The following is a 24,833-nucleotide window of genomic DNA, read 5'->3' on the forward strand; positions in this document are numbered from 1 at the left end:
AGCTTTAAGTTAAGTCATAATCTGAGTGCCAAAAATGTGTAAAAATACCCTTCATCTTAGGGTGATTATTTTACCATTCAAAGCGTAAAGACCATGAATTTTGCTAACTTCGCAAGGCTTAAAAAGTGAAGGTTTGCCGATGATTTAAAAAGCCTTCAATTAATTTGAAAGACACAAAATCAGAATTTGATAAAACATGGCTGAAGATACAGAAAACGATAATTTAGCGCCGCAGAACGATAGAATAATCCCAATTAATATAGAAGAGGAAATGAAGTCAGCTTACATCGATTATTCGATGTCTGTCATTGTTTCCCGTGCTCTTCCCGATGTACGTGACGGACTCAAGCCTGTACACCGTCGGGTACTTTACGGAATGCTTGATCTTGGTGTTACAAGCAGTAAAGCTCACAAAAAATCAGCTCGTATTGTCGGTGATGTATTAGGAAAGTATCACCCTCACGGAGATTCATCGGTTTACTTTGCTATGGTAAGGATGGCCCAGGAGTGGAGCTTACGTTATCCCATGGTTGACGGACAAGGTAACTTTGGGTCGGTTGACGGGGATTCACCAGCAGCAATGCGTTATACAGAAGCACGCCTTAAAAAGATTGCCGAGGAAATGCTGGCTGATATAAACAAGGATACTGTTGATTTCCAGCTAAATTTTGATGACACACTTGAGGAACCAACTGTTCTTCCTTCGCGCATACCCAATCTGCTTGTAAACGGAGCATCTGGAATTGCTGTTGGTATGGCCACAAACATGCCGCCCCACAATTTGACAGAAGTGGTGAATGCGACAATATCATACATTGAAAACAATGAAGTTACCGTTGCAGATTTGATGCATCACGTAAAAGCTCCGGATTTCCCTACTGGAGGAATCATATACGGATATTCTGGTGTTCAGGAAGCTTTTGAAACCGGTCGTGGCAGGATAGTCATGCGGGCAAAGGCTGAGATTGAAGTCTACAAAGGCGACCGTGAGCGGATCATCGTTAATGAAATCCCTTATCAGGTCAATAAAGCTAACATGATTGAGCAGACTGCGGGTCTTGTTAACGATAAAAAAATTGAAGGGATAAGTGAGATCCGGGATGAATCCGATAGAGATGGAATGCGAATCGTGTACGAAATCAAACGAGATGCGAATGCTTCTATTGTCCTTAATAACCTCTTCAAGTATACAGCCCTGCAGACATCCTTTAGCGTAAACAATATTGCGCTTGTGAATGGAAGGCCGATGTTATTAAATCTTAAGGATCTTATTCGACACTTTGTTGATCACCGTCATGAGGTGGTAATTCGGAGAACAAAATTCGACCTGGCTGAAGCGGAGAAACGCGCACACATTCTCGAAGGCTTGTTGATAGCTCTCGATCATTTAGATGAAGTAATTAGACTTATCCGTGCTTCGAACAGTCCTGAAGACGCGAGAATAAGCTTGATGGAGAGTTTCAGTCTGTCTGATATTCAGGCACGTGCTATCCTGGATATGACTCTTCGCCGGTTAACCGGACTTGAAAGAGATAAGATCAAGGAAGAATATGCCGAACTGATGAAGACCATTGAATATTTGAATCAGATTCTGGCTGATGAGAGTCTTAGAATGAAGATTATCACTGAGGAACTCATAGAAATACGAGATAAATTCGGAGACGAGCGTAGGACTTCAATCACGCATTCTGCAGATGATATGCGTATGGAGGATTTCATTGTAGACGAAGAGGTCGTAATCACGATTTCACACGAAGGCTACATCAAGCGTACACCGTTAACAGAGTACAGGAAACAGGGCAGAGGAGGTAAGGGATCAATGGGATCTCAGTCACGGGATAAGGACTTTATCGAACATATCCTGATTGCAACAAATCACAATTATATGCTCTTCTTCACCGAAACAGGAAAATGTTTCTGGCTGAGGGTATTCGAAATCCCTGAGGGTACACGGACAAGTAAAGGCCGCGCTATCCAAAACGTTATTAACATTCCAAAGGAAGAGAATATTAAGGCATATATTAAAGTTGTAAATCTAAAAGACCAGGATTACCTGGAAAACAACTTTATTATCATGTGTACCAAGAAGGGAACTATTAAGAAAACTTCTCTGGAAGCATATTCCCGTCCAAGGGCTAACGGAATAAATGCAATTAACATTAATGAGGGTGATCAGTTGCTGGAAGCATGTATGACCACTGGTGAAAGTGAGATAGTAATGGCACTTCGTTCAGGCAGGGCAATTCGTTTCAACGAATCAACTGTTCGTCCAATGGGCCGTACTGCAACAGGTGTACGGGGTATCACACTCGCACACGACAAGGATGAAGTTGTGGGTATGATCAGCATCAATAATCCAGAAGTTACGGTTTTAGTCGTTTCTGAAAATGGTTATGGCAAACGTACTGACATCGATGATTATCGCGTTACTAATAGGGGAGGAAAAGGGGTTAAAACCATCAATGTTACAGAAAAGACTGGTGAACTCGTTGCTATAAAAGATGTTACCGATAATGATGATCTTATGATTATTAATAAATCTGGTATCGTTATCCGAATCGGATTGAGTGATCTCCGAGTAATGGGCCGTGCAACACAGGGTGTACGCTTAATTACTTTTAAAGGAGATGATTCAATCGCGTCGATCACAAAGGTTGAACACGAGGAGGAGTCTGATGAGGATGTTGAAATCTCCGATGACTCATCTGCATTAGAAGAAAGTGATTCTTCGGAACCGACGAAAGATTCCTCAGCTGAATCCGGCGATACGGCTGAAGAACCAGAGACTCCGGAAACTGAATAAAATTACAATGAAGGGAATATTTATATTTCTTTTATCAATTATGCTGTTGTTCATCGCACCCTTGCAGGCTCAAACCCTGATCACCAAGGATGCGATGAACAGCTATGCAAAATATTCCAAATCAAAGGATATAAAGGACCTTGAGGCTGCACGAAAGCTTATCGATGATGCATTTAAAACAAAATCAGACTCAAATGCTTTCAAAAATAACTTAATCCGGAGTTTAGTTTATTCAACTCTTGCCCGGGCAGATTCAAATTTGAAACTGAAATATTCAAAAGACCCGCTTGAAGTCGCAAAATTTTCTCTAAAGTTTATTAAAGCATCTAAATCAGCATCAGATGCTTCCTATGAAATTGACTATATAAACGGCCAGCTTCAACAGGTTTATTTATATCGGGCAAATACCTCATTTAAAGAACGAAGGTTTACCGATGCGTTGAAATACTTTACAATCCTTGATTCCCTTGATAAAAACAATTATTCGATAACCCATAATCTGGCATTGTTGCACCAGGAAGTAGGTAATTATGAAGGATCCATTTCTTACTACATCAAACTTATAAGACAAAAACCAAAGCCCGAATACTATCTCGTATTAGCAAATCTATACGATGCACGAGGGGAGGAATTAGCAGCAGTAAATTCGTTGAAGGCTGGGAGTGAGGCCTTTCCTGAAAACAGAGACCTCATATTCAAACTGATTAATCTTCTGGTAAATCGTAACGATTATGCTGAAATAGCTAAATTTACCGAAAGGGCTTTAAAATTAGATGAATACAATGTCAATTTAAACTATCTTGCTGGCTTTGCAAACGAAATGGTGGGCAACACTTTAAAAGCCGAGGAATATTATAAAGCCGTTTTAAATATAAACCCTAATAATTATGAGGGAAATTATGCGTTAGGGTTACTGTATCTAAATTTATACCTGCGGGATACAAGCAAGAATAGTGTTTTATATGTTTCAAAATATTATTTATCAAAGGCAAACGAAATTGACCCAAATGAGTTAAAGTCATTGACATCGTTATCAGTCTTATATAAACATACTGGAGATAACATTGAACTGCAAAGAATAAACAATAGAATAAACCAACTCAAATTAAATTAGAATAACATGAAAATTAAATCTTTCATTTTAGCAGCTGTTCTAACAGCTTCCTCTGTGTTAGTATATGCGCAAAAAGGGGAAGTGGCAAATGCTAAGAAAAATTATGACAGTTATGTCCAGCTAAAGGACGCGAATTCAATGCCATTAGCACTTCCAAGCCTGAAAACAGCTAAAACAGCGGTGGATAAGGCAGTAGCAAATGAAAAGACTGCAGCCGACCCGGCAGCATGGACGTACAAAGCGTTAATTTATGGTGAACTAGCTTTAATGGATAGTGTCCCAGCCACCTCCAAACCGCTTATTGCTGAATCACAGACTGCTTATAAGAAAGCAGTCGAACTGGATAAAGATGGTGCCAACAAAGCAAATCTTGACCATGTAAATGGAGCAATATTTAGCCAATATGAGTTAAATCAAGGTGTTAAGGCTTACCAAACCAATAATTTCGCGGACGCTTATACAGCTTTTACGAATGCATTAACGTATCGTCCAGGTGATACTACAATAACTTACTATGCTGGCCTTTCAGCCATAAATTCTAAAAATTACGATGCAGGAATAAAGAATTACGAGGCATTAGTAAAAACGAATTTTTCAGCAAACAACCAGATTTACCTTGATCTGTCTCGGTTATATTCGATGAAAGGTGATACAGCTAAAGCTATTACCATCGCCGGCGAAGGTGCAACTAAATTTAAAGATCCGGCGTTAGCAACACAGGAAATTGAGTTAAGTTTAATGTCTGGCAAGCAAAAAGAAGTTATTACTAAAATCGCTGAGCAAGCTAAGAGAGATCCAAAAAATAAGTTATATCCTTATTACCTGGGTATTGCATATAGCACAGTTGGTGATCCAGTGAAAGCGGAAGAGTCATATTTGCAAGCTATCGCAATCGATCCAACATTTGCAGACGCAAGTATTAATATTGGTGGTGTTATGCTGAATAAGGGAATTGCGCTCTACAATGAGGCGAACAAGCTTCCTCCATCACAACAAAAGGAGTATGACGCGGCAATGAAGAAAGCTTCAGTAGAATTTGAAAAAGCATTTCCATACCTTCAGAAAGCTACGGAATTAGATCCTAAATCCAGAATAGCTCTTGAAAATCTCAAAACGTATTATCTTGTTAAAAAAGACAATGCTAAGGTTGAAGAACTAACTAAGAAGATCGAAGCGCTTTAACGAAACACAATTCCAATTATTAAGAGTCCGGGTAGTTATATCCGGACTTTTTTTGTGTAACTAAAATGGTATGATACTAAGATAGGAGTACGCAGTCTACTTTTCTATTTAACATAATATTAATTATAATACAATATAGAACGTCAAAATCAGCATCTGAACCTTTGAATAGTTATGGTTGAACATCTTCCAAATGTCGTTGGTAGAGCTAGAGCGTTAAAAATAATCTTTGGAAAATAATGGTGATGACCGTGTAAAAAACTGTCAACAGCGATTCGATGAATAATATTAATTAAAATCGAATCTATTTTCCGTACCTTTGTTCTTATTATATTAATAAATAACACAATGCAAAAAGAAGGTACAGTAAAGTTTTTTAATGAAACTAAAGGATTCGGGTTCATCGTGCCCGCAGAATCAGGTGAAGAAGACGTTTTCGTTCACTCATCAGGTCTAATTGATCAAATTCGTGAAAACGATAAAGTTCAATACGAAGTTGAGCGTGGCAAAAAAGGCCTTAACGCTGTTAATGTGAAAGTTGTTTACTAAATCAACATATATCACTGAACAAAAAAGCCTCCGAGAAATCGGAGGCTTTTTTTGTATAGACATATTTATAATCTACAATAAATCATTCGCAAGATTAGCTAACTCACTTCGCTCGCCCTTTTGTAGTGTTATATGAGCATACAATGGATGATTCTTAGCCTTATCTATTAAATAAGATAATCCATTGCTTTCGGCATCCAAATATGGTGTATCTATTTGATAAATATCTCCAGTAAAAACAATCTTGGTGTCCTCTCCAGCTCTTGATATTATTGTCTTTATTTCATGAGGTGTTAAATTTTGAGCCTCGTCAACAATGAAAAATATTTTGGTTAATGTTCGTCCACGGATAAACGCCAAAGGGGCCACTGAAATCTTTTCGGTCAACACCAGTTCATCAATTTTCGCCTGGGCTTTATCATCATCATTTAATTGGTCCTTGATAAATTTTAGATTATCCCAGATTGGAGCCATATAAGGATCTATCTTAGACTTAACATCTCCAGGCAAAAAACCAATATCCTTGTTACTCAAAGGGACAATTGGTCTGGTCACGAATATCTGTCTATAATTCTTTCTTTGTTCAAGCGCACTGGCTATAGCAAGAAGTGTCTTTCCGGTACCAGCGTTGCCCTGAATTGTTACTAATTTAATATCCGGGTTCATCAATGCATGAATAGCGAAAGCCTGTTCCGGATTTTTCGGCTCTATATTATAAACCGACTGATGAGGGATATACTCCAGTTCGAACCTTTTAGGATTGTAATATGCTGACGCTGTTTTATTCTTGCTGTTTAAAGTAAAAAAATGATTTTCGTGAATTATACTAACACCTGTTTTTTCTATGGGCAGAGTTTTTTTACTGATAAGCTCGTCTATTACCTTATTTGTTAAATTGCTGACGACTGTCTTTCCGGTATATAGTTCTTCAACATTTTTGACCTTTCCAGTTTCATAATCCTCAGCAAATAGATTGAGAGCTTTTGCTTTAAGTCTTAAACAAATATCTTTTGAAACAAGCGTGATCCGTTTGGACGGGTATTTTTCCTGGAGACTAAGGGCGGCATTCAAAATTCGATGATCAAATTTCCCTTCTCCGAAAATTTTTTCTGCATTGACTTTCTCGGGCACCTCATCCATTACTACTTTAAAGCTCCCTCTCCCCTTCCCTTTTAATGGGATCCACTCATTTAGGAGCGCACTTCTGGAAATATTATCCATCAACCGGATAAAGCTTCTGGCTTCGTAATTCCTTGTGTCATTTCCAGTCTTGAAGTTATCAAGTTCTTCAAGCACCTGAATTGGAACCGCTACATCATGTTCTTGAAAGTTTTGGAATGCATCGTGATCGTATAATATGACCGAAGTGTCCAGAACAAATATCTTACCCTGTGCCGTAGAATTATCTTTTCCCATTTAATCAAAAATAAGAAAAACGCAAGAAGGTTTGAGGGGAATTGGATTTTGTGCAAAAGAAAAACGGAAACCTTGGTCTTTCGATTGGGGTTTCCGTTTTAACTTTTTCGCAACCATAGTCGCTCAAAGTATTAATTCTTCTTTACTTTGCCTGGTTCGTTCCTGCCGGTCTTTTCAAACCTTTAGTATCCGTTGACCCTTACTTTATCATCGCAACCCTTCCATAGAATGTTTGCAAAATAGGTAATGCCTGTCCTTAGGAGCTATCATCTCCAGCCTTTATCTCACAATGCCGGTCTGAATTGAAGCTTAAATTATCCAAAATCTGTTGAAGCCCGAGAGCTTCGGATTTTTGTGGATATTGTTTCAGGCTGTCAAAGTACGTCCGTTTTAATAATACTAATATAGTGCATCCTTGGCTTTTGTCAAGGGAAAAATGAAGCTATTTAATAACAAGGTTACTAACAAAATTAACTGTCTTTTCAACCTAATTCTATTCGTAATATAATTGGTATAGTGAAACTTAACTACATTTTAAACCGGTTGTTAACATCTCATCGATTTCCAAATTATTAACATTAGCAGTGAACTATTGCTAAGTAAATTATCGAGATTGGCGTGTGAAGTTGTTGTATCTTGTTCTGATGATTCCCGACCGCCAGGTATTCAATTCCCACTCAGTGAGCTTCTTGGTATTTAAAATTGAAAACTGGGAAAAATACAATATAGAATTCATTTAAAACGAAAAACGGAAACCATCCTCTTGCGATTCCAGTTTCCGTTTTAACTTTTTTCACAACCGTAGTTGATCAAAAGCATAAGCTTTATGGCACTTAACCGGTTCGTAGAATCAATGATCTTTCAAGCAAGATTCCCGTGGCCCTTTATCCTAATTGCATTCATTCCTTAGATTGTTTGCAATTTTTAATAACGTCTGTCATTTCGATCCTGATCTTTTCAAACAAATCTTGCGATCTGTTCTGAATCAAGTTTAAATAATCCCGGATCTGATGAAACCCGAAGGCTTCGGATCTTTTGGGATTTTATTTCAGACTGTCAATGTACCTCGTTCTTATTAATACTAAGGTAGGCTAAACGTGGACCTGTGTCAAGAGAAAAATCATAGTTTTTATAAACAGGTTGCTCACAAAAAAGCTGAACTTATAAACATAGAAAAAGACCTTATTCAATTGATAATAAGTTGATTAGCATGTATATATCTTCAACAATCAACATCCTCAAAACTTTGGCTTATTCACATTTCTTTAATTTTAGAACCAAGCTTTTATTTTAAGGCTGCCCGTACACAAAGAATATTTATTATTAAATGCATTAATACTTTTAGTGGGAACAGTTTTTGCTCCATTCAATTAAACAAAATCATGGAAAAAATATATACGGCAGTAGTTACTGCAAAAGGTGGTCGTAATGGACATATTAAGTCTTCAGATGGAATATTAGAAATGGATCTTCATAAACCTCACGAAATGGGCGGCCAGGGTGGTGCTACCAATCCCGAGCAACTGTTTGCCGGTGCATGGGGTGCTTGTTACCTGGGTGCCTTAGGGACAATAGCTGAACATGAGGGCGTCGATTCTTCTGAGGCAAGCGTCGATGTCCACGTTTCTTTTAATAAAGATGGTAATGCGTTTGCACTGTCTGCTGAACTCGATGTTCACATTCCTGGAATTCCAGCCGAGGAAGCACAAAAACTTGCAGATAAGGCCCACCGTGTGTGCCCCTACTCTAAGGCAACTCGCGGTAATATAGAAACCCGCGTAACAGCAGTATAAATTATCCCTTATCTGAATTGATAATCAGTTCAGATAAGGGTATTTTTGTTATAATGAATCAATCGAGGGAAATTAAGTCGTTCATTTTCAGCCAATATTTTTCCGATGGATTGCGAATAACTTTTGGGGTGCTACTCCCCTCTCTTGTCTTCTATAATCTGAACCTTCTTTCAACCGGCCTAACTATCTCTCTTGGTGCACTGTGCATTAGCATAGCTGACAATCCCGGCCCAGTGGTTCATAAGAGAAATGGAATGCTTTTCTGCAATCTTTTTGTATTTCTCACCGCTGTATTGACCAGTCTCGTCAACTGGAATCCTATCCTTATTGGAATAGAGATAGTTGCCCTGTGTTTCTTCTTTTCCATGTTTTCCATTTACGGCAATCGAGCTTCGTCTGTGGGAACAGCTGCCCTAATCATCATGATCCTCACCATTGATGAGAATGTTGTTGCACACTCGGGGATTTGGATGCACGCGATATATATTCTTGCCGGCGGAGCATGGTACACCCTCCTTAGCTTATCCTTAACTCAAATTCGCCCCTACCGACTGGCGCAGCAGGCTTTAGGAGAATGTATTCGGGAGGTGGCCACCTTCGTTAGAATAAAGTCGGAATTTTATGACCTTGCAACAGATCATGATGAGAATTACAAGAAACTTGTTGAACAACAGATTATAGTGAATCAACATCAGGATATTGTTAGGGAACTTTTATTTAAAAGCCGGCTGATGGTCAAGGAATCAACGAGTTCCGGGCGCTTGCTAATTCTAGTGTTCGTGGACATTGTCGATTTGTTCGAGCAAACCATGGCAACGCATTATGATTACCAGGCGATACGGTCGAAGTTTGGCAAGACTGATGCTTTGAAAGGTTTTAAAGCGGTCATACTGAAGTTTAGCGAGGAATTGGATAATCTAAGCTATTTCATCGTCAGCAATGATAAACCTGTACGCTTGCATCACTATAAAGCTGCACTTGACGCTCTCAAAATTGACATTGATAAGGTAGAGGAACAAAATATAAGCAATCTGGTGCTCAAGAAGATCCTTATAAATGTCCGTAATATGGCGAGCAGAGTAAGGAAGATTTACAGCTATTTTGATAATCCACAGCTATCAGGAGCAAATATCCGCAGTACTGAAGATCTTAAAAAATTTGTTTCACACCAGGACTTCGATATAAAGCTTCTTAAGGATAACCTCACTTTTAAGTCGTCAATGTTCAGACATTCAATACGAGTCGCGTTGATGTGTTTAATTGGATATCTGGTTTCTAAATTATTCCCATTTGGTCACCACAGTTACTGGATCCTTCTGACAATATTGGTGATCCTGAAACCTGCCTTCAGCCTAACAAAACAAAGAAATGTTCAGCGCTTAATAGGTACACTTTGTGGTGGCGTTGCTGGCGCTTTAATACTCATTTTTGTTAAAGATCAATTTACGCTCTTTATTTTACTGATGGTTTTTATGGTCGGGATGTTTAGCTTCCAAAGGCTGAATTATGTAGTCAGTGTTTTGTTCATGACCCCATATACGCTCATTTTGTTTAGTTTTCTTGGTGAGAATAATATTAGCATAGCTCAGGAAAGGATTATTGATACGTTTATAGGTTCTTTCATCGCCTTAGCTGCAAGTTTTATAATCCTTCCAAACTGGGAGTACCGCAACCTTAGGAATTTCATGCGTGAAGCACTAATAGCTAACTACCATTATTTAGTGAATGTGGCCAACGAACTTGCCGAAAGACCTTTTGATATCACATCATATAAACTCTCACGGAAAGATGTATTTGTAAGCTCTGCAAACCTTGGAAGTGCTTTTCAGCGGATGCAGTCTGAACCAAAAAGTAAGCAACAGAATAATAAAGAGGTCCATAAATTTGTGGTCTTGAATCATATACTTTCTTCTTACATCGCGACGTTGATCACGAACCTGCAGAATGCTGATAAACCAGAAACAAATGAAAGTCACATCAAACTAATACGCAAATCATTATATACTTTGGGTGAAATAATAAGGAAATTGGGAGCAAAAGATTTTAATGAGGCAGAACTCCGGTTTCCTGAGGCCGCACCAGATTCTCCCGCTACAAAAGATCAGTATTTACTCTACGAGCAGTTGGATTACATTAACAAACTAATCCAGGATATCCAAAAACTGATACCGAACTAACTCGCCTGGATTTCGCTCAGAACATTCTGCAGACGGAGTTCAAGTGTATCAAGATCTGTATATCCTTTTGCAATGAGGTAAAAACCGGTTTCTCCTGACTGAACTAATACAGCTGGAAATCCTGTTACTTGTATCTGCTTTGCCAGTGAGAATTCGTAGAATGCGGCAGTTTTAAATGATTCTTCCTGAAGTTTTACTTCAAAATCGTCAGGGTCAATTCCGAAATTAACGGCAAGGTAACGATACAATTCGTTCTCATTTGGATCTTGTCCTTCAAAGTAGATAGCATCTTGCAGATCGTGCGTAAACGCCACAGCTTTTTCAGGTAAGTATGATTTAAATACGGAGAGTGCTATTGCTGGCTTTTCCGAGTTCAGGATCATTGTACCCTCTTCCAGATGTTTAAGGTATGGCTCTCCAAATTTAATCCCCGTAGTATCCTCAACAGTCTTATAAGCACTTTTGATGAATGGGGCAATGTCATTTATTGACCCCACTCGTTCGCCAGTCATCATACCTCCGCTAAGAACCTCAAATGGGAATATGGATCCGTGGCTTTCATAAAAGGCGTGGATCACCTTACTAAAACCATAACACCACCCGCAAAGGGCATCGTATACGTAGATGATCCTGATATACTTTTGCATTTAAAATATAAAAATTCAAATATTATAAAGCCTCTTCCTCAACCCTAACCCTTGGTCTGCCATTTTTAAATGCTTCACGAGGCTTCAAACCCAATAATGAAAACATTTCCATATCCTCATTAAACGCCGGGTTAGGCGTCGTTAATAATTTATCGCCCGCGAATATAGAATTGGCCCCTGCCATAAAGCAGAATGCCTGGTCAGTTAAACTCATTTCAGTCCGGCCTGCAGATAAACGAACAACTGTTTTAGGCATAATAATTCGTGCTGTTGCTATCATCCGGATCATATCCCAAATTGGAACTCTTGGCTGATCGGCCAAAGGAGTTCCTTTAACTGGAACAAGGGCATTGATAGGAACCGATTCTGGATGTTTAACCATATTAGACAGGGTTTTCAGCATTGAAATTCGATCTTCGACCGTTTCACCTAATCCTATTATACCACCGCTGCATACTGTTAATTTAGCCTTCCTGGCATTATCAATTGTTTTGAGGCGGTCATCGTAAGTTCGTGTAGTGATGATTCTTTTGTAGTCATCTTCGGATGTATCAAGGTTATGGTTATATGCATATAGGCCGGCATCCGCTAAACGTTGTGCTTGTGACTCAGTAAGCATGCCCAGAGTACAGCATACTTCCATATCTAGAGAATTTACTGATTTGACCATTTCAATAACCCGATCAAAATCGCGGTTATCCCTGACTTCTCTCCAGGCGGCACCCATACATAATCGGGATGCTCCGGCATTTTTCGCTTTTTGAGCAGCATCTGTAACCTGGTCAACAGACATCAGCGCCTGCACCTCCAAATCGGTATGAAAACGTGCTGCCTGCGGACAATAAGCACAATCTTCTGGACAACCACCTGTCTTTATTGATAGTAAACTGCTAATTTGAACCTCAGAATAATCTTTATTTTCTCTGTGCACAGTTGCCGCACGATAAATAAGATCCAGCAATGGGCTGTGATAGATTTCTGATATCTCTTCTTTTGTCCAGTTGTTTTTGATCTCAGTCATATGGTAAGTGGTACATTTTGCCGGTAAGCAAATTTAGAATAAAAACCCAAGCCTTAAAAAGGATATTGTATAAGTTATTAGGGCTACAATAACAGCTTGCTAGCCAAACCAAGCAAGAGAAGAAAGCCAAAAACATCTGTGAATGTTGTGATGATAATGGACGAAGCGATAGCAGGGTCGATACCAACCCTTTTTAACATCAGCGGAATTGAAGAACCAGCCATTCCCGCAATAATTAAGTTTCCTGTCATTGCCACAAAGATTACAAGCCCAAGCATTGGATTACCATCGTAAAACACGGCAAAAAGAAAGATGACAAATCCGATACTTGCGCCGTTTATAAGTCCGACAGTAAATTCTTTCAAAACCGTGCGATAGGCTTGATTGTCTGTCAGGTCATTTAAAGAAATACGTCTTACGGTCACGGCGAGTGCTTGGGTTGCGGCATTCCCTCCCATGCCTGCAATCATAACCATATAGCCCGCCAATATTCCCATTCGGGCTATTGAACTGTCGAAATATCTGATAACCGAAGCAGCCAGGAATGCTGTACCTAAATTCAATATAAGCCAGGGTAAACGGCTTTTTACCGCCTCCTTCCAGTTACCAGCCAACTCTTCATCCTCCGAAACCCCGGAAATTTTCAAAATATCTTCAGTATTTTCTTCTTCCATCACGTCGATGACGTCGTCGAAGGTTATCCGGCCCAGAAGGTGCATATTGTCATCAACTACGGGTATACTGGTTAAATTATATTGTGATATTAAGCGGGCGACTTCTTCCTGATCTGTATCTGCTTTCACGAACACAAAATCTGTCTTAATGATCTCTTCAATCCTGACATTATTTCGGGCTTTTATTATATCTTTCAAAGAAACGATACCCCTTAGGACATTTTTATCATCGATAACGTTGATAGTATAGAACTCCTCCATTTCTTCAGATTGTTGAATCACGAGCTCAAGTGCATCCTTTTTCATCAATTTCATACTGATCTTGATCACCTGGGTGTTCATTAAACCACCTGCGGTGTCGTCGTCGTACTTTAAAAGTGATCGAATATTAGATGCATCTTCTTCATCCAGCTCTTCAAGAATCTCCTGTTGTTGTTCCTCCGGAAGCTGGCTGATGATATCCGTTGCGTCATCGTAATCAAGCTCTTCGACAATTTCCGATCTACGTTCCGGATGAAGATTTTCCAGTAATTTTTCAGGATGGAACTCGGCATCCATCTCGGAAATAACCTCAGAAGCGACCTCAGCAGGAAGAATGCTGATAATCCTCTCACGCGATTCCTGTGGTAATCCTTCGAAAAGGATCGCAATCTCTGATGGATGATACTCGGCGACAAGTGCCTTCAATGCAGAATCATCCTCTTCGAGGGCTTTTCTGATCTTCAGGATATCCGATTTGTCCAGTTCGAAAGATTGCATGGTTAAAAGTAGCGATTACGGATGAGAAACGGCAGGATAAACTACTTTACTCTGACCAGAAGTGTCTCTTATTTGTTGCTCAGCCAGCCTTTGCGCCAGAAGTATATCATCTGCATGATAGCGATGACCAACATCACTCCCATAGTATACAGATAACCGTTTTCTGAATAAAGTTCCGGCATATTGTGTTTTAAGATCTTCCCCGTCTCTGGATCCTGATAAGCGAAATTCATTCCATAAACGCCAGCGATGAACGTAAGGGGAATAAAAATGGAGGAAATGATCGTCAAAACTTTCATAATCTCATTCATTCTATTACTAATGAACGATAAGTTCATATCAATAAGACTGGTCGTCACATCTTTATAGCTTTCAACCAGGTCAATTACCTGCATACAATGATCATAGGTGTCTTTAAGGAAAGGCTTTGTCTGTTTATGAATCAGTTTACTTTCACTTCGGATCATGTCGTTCATCTTATCCCTTTCGGGCCAGGCTGCTCGTCTGATCATTATCATGGCCCTCTTTATGGATTGAGTTTGATACATCAGGGTCTTATCAGGTTTGCGATACAACAGTTCCTCAATAGTTTCGAGTTCATCCCCAAGTTTATAAATAAGGGTGAAGTAATTATCTACAATGATATCCATCAATGAATAAAGCATGTAAGATGTTCCGCTGATTCGAATGTTGCCCTTCCCCTGCTCTAGTCTGTGAATAACTGGCTCGACCGTATCTGTGTAATTTTCCTGAAAACTGAAAAGCACCTTTGGGAAAAGCAAAAATGACATTTGTTCGTTCTCAATTTCCAGTTCAGCGTCTACATAAAGCATTCGGCTTACCGCAAAGAGGTAGTCGTCATACTCATCGATCTTGGGGCGCTGCTGAATATTAGCAATATCTTCGAGTACGAGTTTGTGAACTTTAAATTTTTTTTCAAAATAATCATAGAGCCCGAGATCCCCAATTCCCCGGATGTCGATCCAGTGTGTTAATGTTGGATGTTTCTTAAAATGTTGGTCAAGTTCATCCAGAGATTCCAGATTCTCGCAGTGATAAGCTGACACTCCATAAGAATACGCTGTTATTTTAGGTTGTAATGATCCTTCATACAGTTGTATAGAACCAGGGCTTACTCCGGGAACGGGAATGTATTTTTTAGACTTAAGGTGGATGCGCCGGATCTTAGCCATTTCTAAAGGTACTTATTACTCTGCGGACCCTGATTAAATAAAAGATCAACAATACTTAAATTTGGTATAAATCCATTTCTTTCCTCAAAGACCTGGAAATAGGGACGACCATCATTTAAAATTGACCGTTTCGGATGAATACTGCTCCTGAAATCCGGACTGGCAAAGTGTTCTTTTTCAAAATTGTTTGTGTATTCGTACTGTATGTTTAGCTTCAGGAAGCGCAAAAGCAAGGCCAGAAGATCTTCATTATAATCAAAAAGGAAATCCCACCGTTTTTCATAGAAAGGCATTAGATCATCCTCGTAAAACTCGAAGTACGCTGAACTTCTATAACTTGTTTGTAGACTCAATAAATGGAGACGCTGCCAGTTGAAGTCGTAGCTGATCTTCACATCTTTAACCTTTGTATGATTTTTGGAGCCTTTGATGACAGGAACTATTAGATCAAGTTTACCATTCGGCGAATGTATAGAAGCGCGGTTTCGGAAACTTTGCTTCTCAAAATGCTCCGCATTTTCAATTACAACTTGATTTCTGTTTTCTTGCAACTTGCTGAAATAGTCGATTGGAGGCAGATAAAATAAAGGGAAAATTGCGCCTTTTACCATTGTATGAGTTAAGTTTGTGATCCGGATGCCGAAATTAGTAAATTAAACAAGCCAGCGATAAGGAATGTTCGCAATCGTCGAGAGATTAATTATAGCAACTTTGAGTAATTAGAATTTTCAGAATGAACAAAGTTTTATTCGGACTAGTATCTATTCTTCTTAAGCTCATCTCACTTCTTCCCTTTTGGCTGCTTTATCTCATTTCTGATCTATTGTTTATTTTACTTTATCATGTTTTTAAATACCGCCGTAAAGTTGTTCATAATAACCTGGCGAATTCCTTTCCTAATAGATCAGCCGCTGAACGCGCGGGAATTGAAAAGAGATTTTATAAATTTCTGGCTGATATGATCATGGAATCAACAAAAAGCATCTCAATAACAAAAAAAGAGTTGCAACAACGCTACCAGTTCGAAAATCTGGAAGCAATCAGCAGGCATCTTGAGGCTGGAAGATCGGTAATAGCGGTCTCAGGGCACTACGGAAACTGGGAATGGGGACCACTTGGAATTCCGTCTGAGCTAGATCGTGATGTGCTTGTTGTCTATAAACCATTGTCTGATACCAAATTCGATCAGCTAATTACAAAAGTTCGTGCCCGGTTCGGTACGATAATGGTTCCGATGAAACAAACTTTGAGAAAGATTACTGAATATAAGAATACCCCGCATGTGCTGGTGCTCGTGGGTGATCAAACACCTGTACGCGAAGAGTCCCAATACTTTACTGATTTTTTGAATCAACCTACAGCCGTTTTTTTGGGAGTTGAAAAGATTGCTTCCAAAACGAATAGTCCAGTTGTATATTTCAGTATAAAGCGCATAAAAAGAGGACACTATAAAAGTGTAGTTGAACCGTTGATAGAGAATCCGAACGATTGTTCTGAATATGAAATAACTACAGCCCACACGAAAAAACTGGAAGATCTCATAGAAAAGCAACCGGACTATTGGCTTTGGTCGCACAAGAGATGGAAGTTCAAACCTGAGGATATCAAGAAATGAGTAAAGTGCCCAGCGTTAGCGTTGTAATACTGAATTGGAATGGATTGGTTCATTTGCAACAATTTCTTCCTTCGGTCTGCGCCAGCACTTTTTCTAATCTTCAGATTATCGTCGGTGATAACGCCTCCACGGATAGTTCGCTGGAATTTATAAGGAAGAACTATCCTCAGATCAAGATAATTTCTAACGAAATTAACTACGGGTTTGCCGGTGGATACAACAAAGTTCTCGAACAAGTAAAAAGTGATTACTACGTCTTGCTTAATTCGGACGTGGAGGTTCAGGCAGACTGGATTCAACCAGTTATTGAACAAATGGAGCGCGACGACCGTATCGCAGCTGCCCAACCTAAGATTTTATCTCAAACGGATAAGAAAAAGTTTGAGTACGCAGGAGCAGCAGGTGGTTACATTGATATCCTGGGCTATCCTTTCTGCAGGGGCCGCATTTTTGATTCTGTTGAGTTGGATAATGGTCAATATGATCGCGAAACTGAGATATTTTGGGCTTCGGGGGCAGCACTGTTTATCAAACGGGAAAAATGGGAGGAAGCGGGCGGACTTGATGAAGATTTTTTCGCTCATATGGAAGAAATAGATCTATGCTGGCGATTGAAAAATAAGGGTTATAGAATTATGTACTGTCCGGACTCCGTTGTTTATCACGTTGGCGGAGGTACACTAAATGCTGAAAGTCCCTTCAAGACATACCTCAACTTCAGAAATAATCTGGTTCTTATACAAAAGAATTTATCGTTTTTCAATGCCAGTATCATCATCTTCGCAAGATTATGGCTTGATCTGGTTTCTTTAATGAAGTTTTTGGTTGATGGGCGGCCAAAACATGCAATGGCCATCAACAAAGCCCATATTGCATTCTTTAAAGCGATCTTTAAGAATGGAAAAAAAGCCGCCAGGATAAATAAATCACATTATAACAGAACAGGTATGATGAGAATAAGTATTGTTTGGCAGTACTTCGTTCTAAAGAAGAAAACGTTTGATCGTTTATAAAAAACTTTCGAGCGCGAGGCGATATCCATCCAGGCCAAAACCAGTCAAGACACCTTTACAATTCTTGCCAGTAAGGGATGTATGACGGAATTCTTCCCGGGCATAAATGTTTGAAATATGAACTTCCACCACTGTTGTATTTATACCAGCTATGGCATCCGCTATTCCAATTGATGTGTGTGTGTAAGCGCCACCGTTAAGGATTATCCCATCATAACTGAATCCAACTTCATGCAGTTTATTGATAATTTCGCCCTCAACATTACTTTGAAAGTATTCTATCTCAATTATGGAATATTTATCTCTGAGTGTTTTTAGATAATCTTCGAAACTGCTATCGCCATAAATAGATTTCTCCCGTACTCCAAGTAAATTTAAATTTGGTCCGTTAATGATCTGTATCTTCATCAGAAATAATTTTAATCAAACTTAGAAAATAATTTGGACTGGCAATCAAGCCGCCGCGGCTTTAAGGCTTATTTAAAACTTGAACGATCCTTGTCAGCAAATACCATAGAGGCCTATTTGCATGATGTGGACAAGTTGTGGCAATTTTTCATGTCCAAAGGCGAAGAAAAAAGCCCGGTAAAAGTCACGAAAACCGACCTTAAAGATTTCCTCGTGTGGGTAAATGAACTAGGCATGATCCCTCCCACTCAAGCACGTGTACTCTCAGGTCTGAAATCGTTTTTCAAATTTCTGGTACTTGAAAATAAGATGGAAAACGACCCATCCTCTTTGCTGGAAAGCCCGAAAATGACCCGTAAATTGCCCGATACCCTCAATATCGTCGAAATCAATAGCATCATGGACGTTATTGACCTCTCAAAACCAGAAGGTCAGCGGAATAAAGCGATGCTTGAAACTTTATATGGTAGCGGCCTGCGTGTTTCGGAATTAACGGGACTGAAGATTTCAAATCTTCATCTCGACATTGAATTTATCAAAATTTTAGGCAAGGGGAATAAAGAAAGGCTGGTTCCCATTGGATCTGAAGCGATTAAATTTCTTAGAATTTATTTGAACGAAGTTCGAATCCATGTTCCGGTAAAACCAGGAAAGGAAGACTTTGTGTTTTTGAACAGAAGGGGTAACCCGCTTTCCCGGATTATGGTATTTTTAATTATAAAAGACCTTGCGAAGGCGGCAGGAATTACAAAAAATATCAGTCCGCATACATTCAGGCATTCGTTTGCAACTCATTTAATTGAGGGTGGTGCTGACCTGCGTGCTGTGCAGGAAATGCTTGGGCATGAAAGTATTACGACCACCGAGATTTATACTCACCTTGACCGGGATTATCTGAGAGAGACGATTGTTCATTTCCACCCAAGGAGCTAAAAGGCATTCGAAATTAGGCAATCGCAATGATCCTAAGGCCCTATCCCAAAAACCTTATTGTTCTTCTTTGAAGTACACTTTGTAGAAATTCATCGATTTATCTTCATCGAAGCCTTTTTCAATAAGCTCTTTGTTGCCGTGGATATATATGTGAAAGTTCTTATCCAGTTTTAATATACTTTTAAAAACCCGCGCCTGCTTTTTTACAGCTGCGGTGGAAATATCAAACGAGCCCTCAAGTCCGGCATCAAATTCATTGTTATAATCTTGAGCGAAGTTTTTGAATGATTTTATTGCTTTCTCATTCCCTATAACATCTTCTGCAAATTCATCGATGTCAAAACTGTCTTTTTCTTTGAAATATTTTAACGATTTGTTTAAAAGATCGATTTTATCGGCTTTGGAGATGTCAAAATCTTCCTCAATTTTATTAGAGAAAAAATCCTTGCAAACGTTAAGTGTATTGCTTGTTTTATTGAAGTTATCATTCCTGATCCTCAGCTTAAGAAATTCATCCTTCCAATAAGCTGCATCGTTACGGTTAGTCTGATCTATAACCATCACCTTATACCCTTCCGACTTATCCGAATTAAATATTAAACAACCCTTATCGAGTTTATGGATATTTATTCCCTGCTCTTCGTAACTCAGATCAAAACCACCTTGAGCGGAATTTATCTTTAAAAAAGGTTCTTTAGTTTCTGACTTAAAGATGCCAATAGCATCAACAAGTTGTCCTTCCAACTGCAGGTCTTTAAACCTGGCGATATACAGCTCTCCTGATTTGATTTTTGGATGGTTTGAGATATCAAACAGGTGTTTAGTGATCTGCCCGCTTAGTTCATGAAATCTACTTTCATCAGCGAAAATATGTGAACTAAAGTGAAATAATTCATTTAAATTCAGATCACTGCTGGAATGCATAAAGCGGTAAACCTCATTCTCTTTTTCAAAAGGGATAAGGAAATATTGCATCAGCAACCGTCCAAGCATTTCATCAGTTATTTCAAGGGGTTGATCGGATAAGTTGTAAAATTCGTTCTGAGCTTTATTACCAATTCTGTGGACTGACAGTTCCTCTAAAGAGGCTTCATATGATGATACCATTTCTTAGATTTATAAATTGTAAGTAGTACCTGTTACGTTGCAAACGTTTCCTGAGATTACATTTGTGCTCTTATCATTCTATCCCGGTCGCGCAGGTCCTGGCGTAGCTGAATATTTCTAAAACCCTTTCTACTGAGTAGTGAAACAGTTTCCTGCCCCAGATTTTCATTTATTTCCAGATAAATAAATCCCCCTTTTTCAAGATGTTGGCTCGCAAACCGGGCAATTGCTTCATAAAAGACTAGGGGATCGTCCTCGGGCACAAATAAGGCCAGGTGCGGTTCATGTTCCAGTACGTTCACATGCATGTGATTCTTTTCAGCAAGTGTGACATAAGGTGGATTACTGGTGATGACCGAAAAAGTCTGCCAATCGGCGGTAGGATTTAAAATATCATCCAGAGTAAAGTGTATATCAGTGTGGTTTAATTTAGCATTTTCTTTAGCGACTTCTAATGCATCATTTGATACTTCCAGAGCCGCCACTCCCAGGTTCGGCAAATATTTCTTGATACTGATTGGGATACAACCGCTTCCGGTTCCAATATCCAATAACGTTGGTTCTTGCAGCTCAGCAATTCTTATTTTAAGATCTTTCAAAACCCAATCTACTAGTTCTTCAGTTTCAGGCCGGGGGATCAGAACTGAGGAGTTTACCTTAAATATGGAACCATAAAACTCGGTTTCTCCAAGGAGGTATTGGACAGGTACGCCTTTCTTCAGATCGCTTAGGATTCTATGAAAGGTCGTCACCTCACGCCCACTAAGATCATCATTTTTATTATTGAGGTATTGCGTGCGATTAATCTTACAGACGAAACCAATAACCAGCCAGGCAATACTCCCTGCTTCTTCAGGGCCATATAAGCCTGTAAGGTCTTCGATAAAGATCTTTTCAATGCTGGCAATTGTCATGGCGCAAAGTAAAGTATTTGAATCTATAAACAGGGACTGTGTTTCGACAATGTTTATTAAAATAATACTGTTATCCTCCTTACTTTTACCGCATGATAAACCATGAGATGTTTATGCGCCGTTGTATTGAACTCGCTGCTTTAGGCATAGAGTCAGTTAGCCCGAATCCTTTGGTTGGCGCGCTTGTAGTATCTGATGGTAAAATTGTTGGCGAGGGTTACCATATGAAATTTGGCGAAGCTCATGCCGAGGTAAACGCAATTAAAAATGTTCTTGAATCAAATGCTGATGGTCCAGCGCTGCTTAAGAGATCGACAATGTATGTCAGTTTAGAGCCCTGCTCCCATTTTGGCAAAACCCCTCCCTGCGCTGATCTCATCATAAACAGCAATATTCCGAGAATTGTGATTGGCTGCCGTGACCCATTTCCACATGTGAACGGAAACGGAATTACGAGACTGAGAGATGCTGGTGTAGAGGTTATTGAAGGAATTCTTGAAAATGAATGCTACACCTTAAACAAACGTTTTTTCACCAGGATACAAAAGCAGCGCCCTTATATAATTCTTAAATGGGCGCAAACTAAAGATGGATTTTTTGCTCCCGAAAACAGAAGTCAGAAATGGATCACTTCGTCAAATTCCAGACAACTAGTCCACCGATGGAGGAGCGAGGAAGATGCCGTTTTGATCGGGAAAAACACTGCGTTAGCGGATAATCCAAGGTTAAATGTGCGAGAATGGAAAGGGAAATCGCCGATACGCATCATCGTTGACAGAAATCTGGAACTTTCTTCAAGCTTAAATATCTTTGACCAGAGCCAGGACACTATCATCTTCAATGCATTAAGAACAGAATTAATCGGGAGAACTAAATATCTTGAGCTTGAGGATTTTGACAATCTTCTGCCCCAGTTAATCTGTTACCAGTTATATTTAATGGATATCCAATCTGTGATCGTTGAAGGCGGAGCAACCGTACTTAATCTTTTTATCAATGCCGGTTTATGGGACGAAGCCAGGGTATTTACAGGAAAAGAGGAATGGGAAAGTGGTATTATTGCGCCTGTATTGGAGGGCAAACCTTTACACACCATCACCGTAGGATCTGACGAACTGAATACATGGCAAAACGAATCATAAGATGATCTATATTATACTGAGCATCTGCTGCAGCGTATTCGTTTCTGTCCTTTTGAAACTGGCAAAAAGATACGCTATAGATACCCGACAGGCAATTCTATGGAATTATTCTATCGCGGCTGGTTTGACCTATATCATCTATGATCCAGTTATGCCCCCATTGGGAGGAAGCCTATTGCCTGCATATGTGATTCTGGGTATATTGCTCCCGTCACTTTTTGTGATCCTCGCTCTCTCCATAAGGTATACGGGTATCGTTAAAACCGATGTAGCTCAGCGTTTGTCGCTTTTTATTCCGGTTTTAGCTGCATTTTTGTTCTTTGGAGAGCAGCATTCAACACTAAAGATTGCAGGCATTGTTTTAGCTTTTGTGGCTATTATATGTTCAGTTCCATGGCAAAAGAATGAAGGCGGCACAACATCATACTGGGTGTACCCTCTGGCGGTGTTTATTGGAATGGGTGTGATAGACGTTCTTTTTAAACAGATCGCTAAAACAGTTGCAGTTCCATTTACATCTTCGTTACTAGTCGTTTTCATTATGGCATTCACTATTTCCGCCATCTACTTATCTACATTATATATTGCCGGAAAGATCAAGTTTGCACTCATCAATGTTCTTTGCGGCTGGATTCTGGGAATTGCTAATTTTGGAAACATTCTCTTCTACCTCAAGGCGCATCAAGCCCTGGCAAGCCAGCCCTCACTGGTTTTTTCAGCGATGAACATTGGAGTAATTGTTCTGGGATCGCTGGTAGGCGTTTTGATCTTTCATGAAAAGCTAAGCAAGATAAATTACCTGGGGGTATTACTAGCCCTTATCTCGATCGTCTTAATATCCCGCGCCTAAAAATATGCTCTTCGACGATACCTATAAAACTGTAAAAACTACCTCTGAAGGCACTTTCCGTGACAAAGGCAGTAAATTTATTGCTTACATCTTCCCTCTCCAAAATGAATCTGAGGTAAAGGTTATGTTAACCTCTCTGAGAGCTGAGCATCCCAAAGCTAACCATTATTGCTGGGCCTTCCGCCTGACACCCGACCAGTCTGTCTTCCGCCTTAGTGATGATGGTGAACCATCTGGGACAGCAGGCCGGCCAATCCTGAATACCCTCCTTTCGTATGATCTCACGAATGTGCTGGTGGTTGTAGTTAGATACTTTGGCGGAACGCTCTTGGGAGTACCAGGACTTATCAATGCGTATAAAAAAGCTACGGTAGAAGCAATAAGCAGCGCAAAAGTTGTTGAAGTAAGTATAAGTTCTGCATATGAGATCAGGTTCGGGCATGCACAGATGAACGAAGTAATGAAGATAATCAAAGATGAAAATCTTAAAATAATGGAGCAAGCATCAGACACAATTTGCCTCATCAAACTCGAAATACGTCAATCAGGCCAAGAGCGTATAATAGGGCGATTTAAAAAGATAAGCACCATAAATCTCAAATTTATTAACACCCTTTAAGATTAGATATAGCTTTGCCTAATCAATTGCTTTGAATGAAAAATATATCAGATACAGATCTAATAATAAATCCTGACGGCAGCGTTTACCATCTGAACCTCTTGCCCGAGGATATCGCCGATACTGTTATAACAGTCGGTGATCCTGACAGGGTTAGCGAGGTTAGCCAGCATTTTGACCGGATCGAACTAAAAAAAGGCAAGCGCGAATTTATTACCCATACTGGTTATTTGGGATCAAGACGCATCACTGTTATATCCACCGGTATCGGTACAGACAATATAGATATTGTTTTAAACGAGCTCGATGCGCTAGTTAACATCGATTTTCATACACGGACAGTGAATGATAAATTAAAAAACCTAAGCATCATTCGCATCGGTACATCCGGAGCAATTCAAAATGATATTCCTATGGATACCATTTTAGTTTCTGAGTTTGGATTAGGGCTGGATGCCTTGATGAATTATTACCTACCTAACCTATCAGGCGATGAGCATCAATTGCTCGACTCAATAAGATCACATTTCAAACATATTCAAGGTATTTCACCATATCTTACAGCGGCAGATAAAAGTCTCATGGATACCATTGGGAAAGACTTGGAAAAAGGGATTACAGTTACCGCACCTGGATTTTATGCACCTCAGGGACGAGAAGTTCGCGCAAAAACTGCTGTCTCTAATCTTATTTCCTTATTCAGTTCCTTTAGGTCAGGAAATTATCGCTTGACCAATCTGGAAATGGAAACCGCCGGGATTTATGCATTAGCGTCTGTATTAGGACACAAAGCAATCTCTGTTAATGCTATCCTAGCAAGTAGGACCAATAGGGAATTCTCAGCAAATCCGGGGATAGTTATTGATAAGGCTATTAAACTAGTTTTAGACCGACTCCATTGAGG

22 protein-coding genes are annotated in these 24,833 nt (G+C 39.5%); 13 read left to right on the top strand and 9 right to left on the bottom strand.

Annotated features, from left to right (window positions below; translation table 11 throughout):
• Positions 1–196 precede the first annotated feature (196 nt).
• The 4 genes from gyrA (at position 197) to B5X60_RS03500 (ending at position 5,648) form a co-directional block, all read left to right on the top strand.
• On the top strand, positions 197–2,803 hold the full coding sequence (gyrA, locus tag B5X60_RS03485) for a DNA gyrase subunit A (RefSeq protein WP_079701262.1): 2,607 nt from the start codon (positions 197–199) through the stop codon (positions 2,801–2,803).
• Positions 2,804–2,897: 94 nt separating this feature from the next.
• On the top strand, positions 2,898–3,917 hold the full coding sequence (locus B5X60_RS03490; RefSeq protein WP_170878369.1) for a tetratricopeptide repeat protein: 1,020 nt from the start codon (positions 2,898–2,900) through the stop codon (positions 3,915–3,917).
• A 6-nt stretch (positions 3,918–3,923) separates the two neighbouring features.
• Entirely contained in the window at positions 3,924–5,099 is a 1,176-nt protein-coding gene (locus tag B5X60_RS03495) for a tetratricopeptide repeat protein (protein WP_079701264.1), read from the top strand.
• Positions 5,100–5,447: 348 nt separating this feature from the next.
• Positions 5,448–5,648, top strand: coding sequence for a cold-shock protein (locus B5X60_RS03500; RefSeq protein WP_079701265.1), 201 nt, complete (start codon positions 5,448–5,450; stop codon positions 5,646–5,648).
• Between the two features lie 72 nt (positions 5,649–5,720).
• Here B5X60_RS03500 and B5X60_RS03505 read toward each other — a convergent pair whose 3' ends face one another.
• Positions 5,721–7,064: a PhoH family protein gene (locus B5X60_RS03505; RefSeq protein ID WP_079701266.1), complete on the bottom strand. Its 1,344-nt coding sequence runs from the start codon at positions 7,062–7,064 to the stop codon at positions 5,721–5,723.
• A gap of 1,382 nt (positions 7,065–8,446) precedes the next feature.
• Here B5X60_RS03505 and B5X60_RS03510 point away from each other — a divergent pair.
• Both B5X60_RS03510 and B5X60_RS03515 read left to right on the top strand, forming a co-directional pair.
• The gene (locus B5X60_RS03510) at positions 8,447–8,857 is read left to right on the top strand and encodes an organic hydroperoxide resistance protein (protein WP_079701267.1); all 411 of its coding nucleotides are present in this window, start codon (positions 8,447–8,449) and stop codon (positions 8,855–8,857) included.
• A 53-nt stretch (positions 8,858–8,910) separates the two neighbouring features.
• A complete protein-coding gene (locus B5X60_RS03515; protein WP_079701268.1) occupies positions 8,911–11,034 on the top strand; it encodes an FUSC family protein in 2,124 nt (707 codons plus the stop codon).
• Here the strand turns inward: B5X60_RS03515 and B5X60_RS03520 are convergent.
• The 5 genes from B5X60_RS03520 to B5X60_RS03540 form a co-directional block, all read right to left on the bottom strand.
• Positions 11,031–11,681, bottom strand: a complete 651-nt coding sequence (locus B5X60_RS03520; protein WP_079701269.1) for a DsbA family protein — start codon at positions 11,679–11,681, stop codon at positions 11,031–11,033. The two genes, B5X60_RS03515 and B5X60_RS03520, sit on opposite strands and share 4 nt — an antisense overlap.
• Positions 11,682–11,703: 22 nt before the next feature.
• A complete protein-coding gene (gene bioB, locus B5X60_RS03525) occupies positions 11,704–12,702 on the bottom strand; it encodes a biotin synthase BioB (protein ID WP_079701270.1) in 999 nt (332 codons plus the stop codon).
• A gap of 83 nt (positions 12,703–12,785) precedes the next feature.
• Positions 12,786–14,135 (bottom strand): magnesium transporter, encoded by a 1,350-nt coding sequence (gene mgtE, locus B5X60_RS03530; RefSeq protein ID WP_079701271.1) that lies wholly within the window; start codon positions 14,133–14,135, stop codon positions 12,786–12,788.
• Between the two features lie 68 nt (positions 14,136–14,203).
• Positions 14,204–15,328 (bottom strand): magnesium/cobalt transporter CorA, encoded by a 1,125-nt coding sequence (corA, locus tag B5X60_RS03535; RefSeq protein WP_079701272.1) that lies wholly within the window; start codon positions 15,326–15,328, stop codon positions 14,204–14,206.
• Positions 15,329–15,330: 2 nt separating this feature from the next.
• A complete protein-coding gene (locus tag B5X60_RS03540) occupies positions 15,331–15,939 on the bottom strand; it encodes a WbqC family protein (protein ID WP_079701273.1) in 609 nt (202 codons plus the stop codon).
• A 122-nt stretch (positions 15,940–16,061) separates the two neighbouring features.
• Here B5X60_RS03540 and B5X60_RS03545 point away from each other — a divergent pair, with 122 nt between their 5' ends.
• Positions 16,062–16,943 carry a lysophospholipid acyltransferase family protein gene (locus B5X60_RS03545; RefSeq protein WP_079701274.1) on the top strand — a complete coding sequence of 294 codons (882 nt, stop codon included), beginning with the start codon at positions 16,062–16,064 and terminating at the stop codon, positions 16,941–16,943.
• Entirely contained in the window at positions 16,940–17,956 is a 1,017-nt protein-coding gene (locus tag B5X60_RS03550) for a glycosyltransferase family 2 protein (RefSeq protein ID WP_079701275.1), read from the top strand. The genes B5X60_RS03545 and B5X60_RS03550 overlap by 4 nt, the downstream gene beginning before the upstream one ends.
• Here B5X60_RS03550 and aroQ read toward each other — a convergent pair.
• Positions 17,951–18,364, bottom strand: coding sequence for a type II 3-dehydroquinate dehydratase (gene aroQ, locus B5X60_RS03555; RefSeq protein ID WP_170878371.1), 414 nt, complete (start codon positions 18,362–18,364; stop codon positions 17,951–17,953). The two genes, B5X60_RS03550 and aroQ, sit on opposite strands and share 6 nt — an antisense overlap.
• A gap of 33 nt (positions 18,365–18,397) precedes the next feature.
• Between aroQ and xerD the strand changes: the two genes are divergently transcribed.
• A complete protein-coding gene (gene xerD / locus B5X60_RS03560; protein ID WP_079701277.1) occupies positions 18,398–19,297 on the top strand; it encodes a site-specific tyrosine recombinase XerD in 900 nt (299 codons plus the stop codon).
• Between the two features lie 54 nt (positions 19,298–19,351).
• Here xerD and B5X60_RS03565 read toward each other — a convergent pair whose 3' ends face one another.
• On the bottom strand, positions 19,352–20,404 hold the full coding sequence (locus B5X60_RS03565) for a nucleoid-associated protein (protein WP_079701278.1): 1,053 nt from the start codon (positions 20,402–20,404) through the stop codon (positions 19,352–19,354).
• Between the two features lie 56 nt (positions 20,405–20,460).
• Positions 20,461–21,318 carry a peptide chain release factor N(5)-glutamine methyltransferase gene (gene prmC, locus B5X60_RS03570; RefSeq protein WP_079701279.1) on the bottom strand — a complete coding sequence of 286 codons (858 nt, stop codon included), beginning with the start codon at positions 21,316–21,318 and terminating at the stop codon, positions 20,461–20,463.
• Between the two features lie 92 nt (positions 21,319–21,410).
• On the opposite strand from prmC, the gene ribD reads away from it, so the two are divergent.
• Genes ribD through B5X60_RS03590 form a run of 4 tightly spaced genes read left to right on the top strand, consistent with a single transcriptional unit; the run spans position 21,411 to position 24,831 of the window.
• Entirely contained in the window at positions 21,411–22,460 is a 1,050-nt protein-coding gene (gene ribD / locus B5X60_RS03575; protein WP_079701280.1) for a bifunctional diaminohydroxyphosphoribosylaminopyrimidine deaminase/5-amino-6-(5-phosphoribosylamino)uracil reductase RibD, read from the top strand.
• Between the two features lies 1 nt (position 22,461).
• Positions 22,462–23,310 (top strand): DMT family transporter, encoded by an 849-nt coding sequence (locus B5X60_RS03580; protein ID WP_079701281.1) that lies wholly within the window; start codon positions 22,462–22,464, stop codon positions 23,308–23,310.
• 4 nt (positions 23,311–23,314) lie between these two features.
• Complete coding sequence (locus B5X60_RS03585; protein WP_079701282.1) at positions 23,315–23,929, top strand: IMPACT family protein; 615 nt, start codon at positions 23,315–23,317, stop codon at positions 23,927–23,929.
• Positions 23,930–23,964: 35 nt separating this feature from the next.
• Positions 23,965–24,831 carry a nucleoside phosphorylase gene (locus tag B5X60_RS03590; RefSeq protein WP_079701283.1) on the top strand — a complete coding sequence of 289 codons (867 nt, stop codon included), beginning with the start codon at positions 23,965–23,967 and terminating at the stop codon, positions 24,829–24,831.
• Positions 24,832–24,833 lie beyond the last annotated feature (2 nt).

Source organism: Daejeonella lutea, from assembly GCF_900168015.1.
In the GTDB taxonomy this organism is placed as follows: Bacteria; Bacteroidota; Bacteroidia; order Sphingobacteriales; family Sphingobacteriaceae; genus Daejeonella; species Daejeonella lutea.

Bases quoted from the DNA above. Each gene is read 5' to 3' on its own strand.
- gyrA (WP_079701262.1), top strand. From the start codon at position 197: ATGGCTGAAGATACAGAAAACGATAATTTAGCGCCGCAGAACGATAGA.
- B5X60_RS03490 (WP_170878369.1), top strand. From the start codon at position 2,898: ATGAACAGCTATGCAAAATATTCCAAATCAAAGGATATAAAGGACCTT.
- B5X60_RS03495 (WP_079701264.1), top strand. From the start codon at position 3,924: ATGAAAATTAAATCTTTCATTTTAGCAGCTGTTCTAACAGCTTCCTCT.
- B5X60_RS03500 (WP_079701265.1), top strand. From the start codon at position 5,448: ATGCAAAAAGAAGGTACAGTAAAGTTTTTTAATGAAACTAAAGGATTC.
- B5X60_RS03505 (WP_079701266.1), bottom strand. From the start codon at position 7,064: ATGGGAAAAGATAATTCTACGGCACAGGGTAAGATATTTGTTCTGGAC.
- B5X60_RS03510 (WP_079701267.1), top strand. From the start codon at position 8,447: ATGGAAAAAATATATACGGCAGTAGTTACTGCAAAAGGTGGTCGTAAT.
- B5X60_RS03515 (WP_079701268.1), top strand. From the start codon at position 8,911: ATGAATCAATCGAGGGAAATTAAGTCGTTCATTTTCAGCCAATATTTT.
- B5X60_RS03520 (WP_079701269.1), bottom strand. From the start codon at position 11,681: ATGCAAAAGTATATCAGGATCATCTACGTATACGATGCCCTTTGCGGG.
- bioB (WP_079701270.1), bottom strand. From the start codon at position 12,702: ATGACTGAGATCAAAAACAACTGGACAAAAGAAGAGATATCAGAAATC.
- mgtE (WP_079701271.1), bottom strand. From the start codon at position 14,135: ATGCAATCTTTCGAACTGGACAAATCGGATATCCTGAAGATCAGAAAA.
- corA (WP_079701272.1), bottom strand. From the start codon at position 15,328: ATGGCTAAGATCCGGCGCATCCACCTTAAGTCTAAAAAATACATTCCC.
- B5X60_RS03540 (WP_079701273.1), bottom strand. From the start codon at position 15,939: ATGGTAAAAGGCGCAATTTTCCCTTTATTTTATCTGCCTCCAATCGAC.
- B5X60_RS03545 (WP_079701274.1), top strand. From the start codon at position 16,062: ATGAACAAAGTTTTATTCGGACTAGTATCTATTCTTCTTAAGCTCATC.
- B5X60_RS03550 (WP_079701275.1), top strand. From the start codon at position 16,940: ATGAGTAAAGTGCCCAGCGTTAGCGTTGTAATACTGAATTGGAATGGA.
- aroQ (WP_170878371.1), bottom strand. From the start codon at position 18,364: ATGAAGATACAGATCATTAACGGACCAAATTTAAATTTACTTGGAGTA.
- B5X60_RS03565 (WP_079701278.1), bottom strand. From the start codon at position 20,404: ATGGTATCATCATATGAAGCCTCTTTAGAGGAACTGTCAGTCCACAGA.
- prmC (WP_079701279.1), bottom strand. From the start codon at position 21,318: ATGACAATTGCCAGCATTGAAAAGATCTTTATCGAAGACCTTACAGGC.
- ribD (WP_079701280.1), top strand. From the start codon at position 21,411: ATGATAAACCATGAGATGTTTATGCGCCGTTGTATTGAACTCGCTGCT.
- B5X60_RS03580 (WP_079701281.1), top strand. From the start codon at position 22,462: ATGATCTATATTATACTGAGCATCTGCTGCAGCGTATTCGTTTCTGTC.
- B5X60_RS03585 (WP_079701282.1), top strand. From the start codon at position 23,315: ATGCTCTTCGACGATACCTATAAAACTGTAAAAACTACCTCTGAAGGC.
- B5X60_RS03590 (WP_079701283.1), top strand. From the start codon at position 23,965: ATGAAAAATATATCAGATACAGATCTAATAATAAATCCTGACGGCAGC.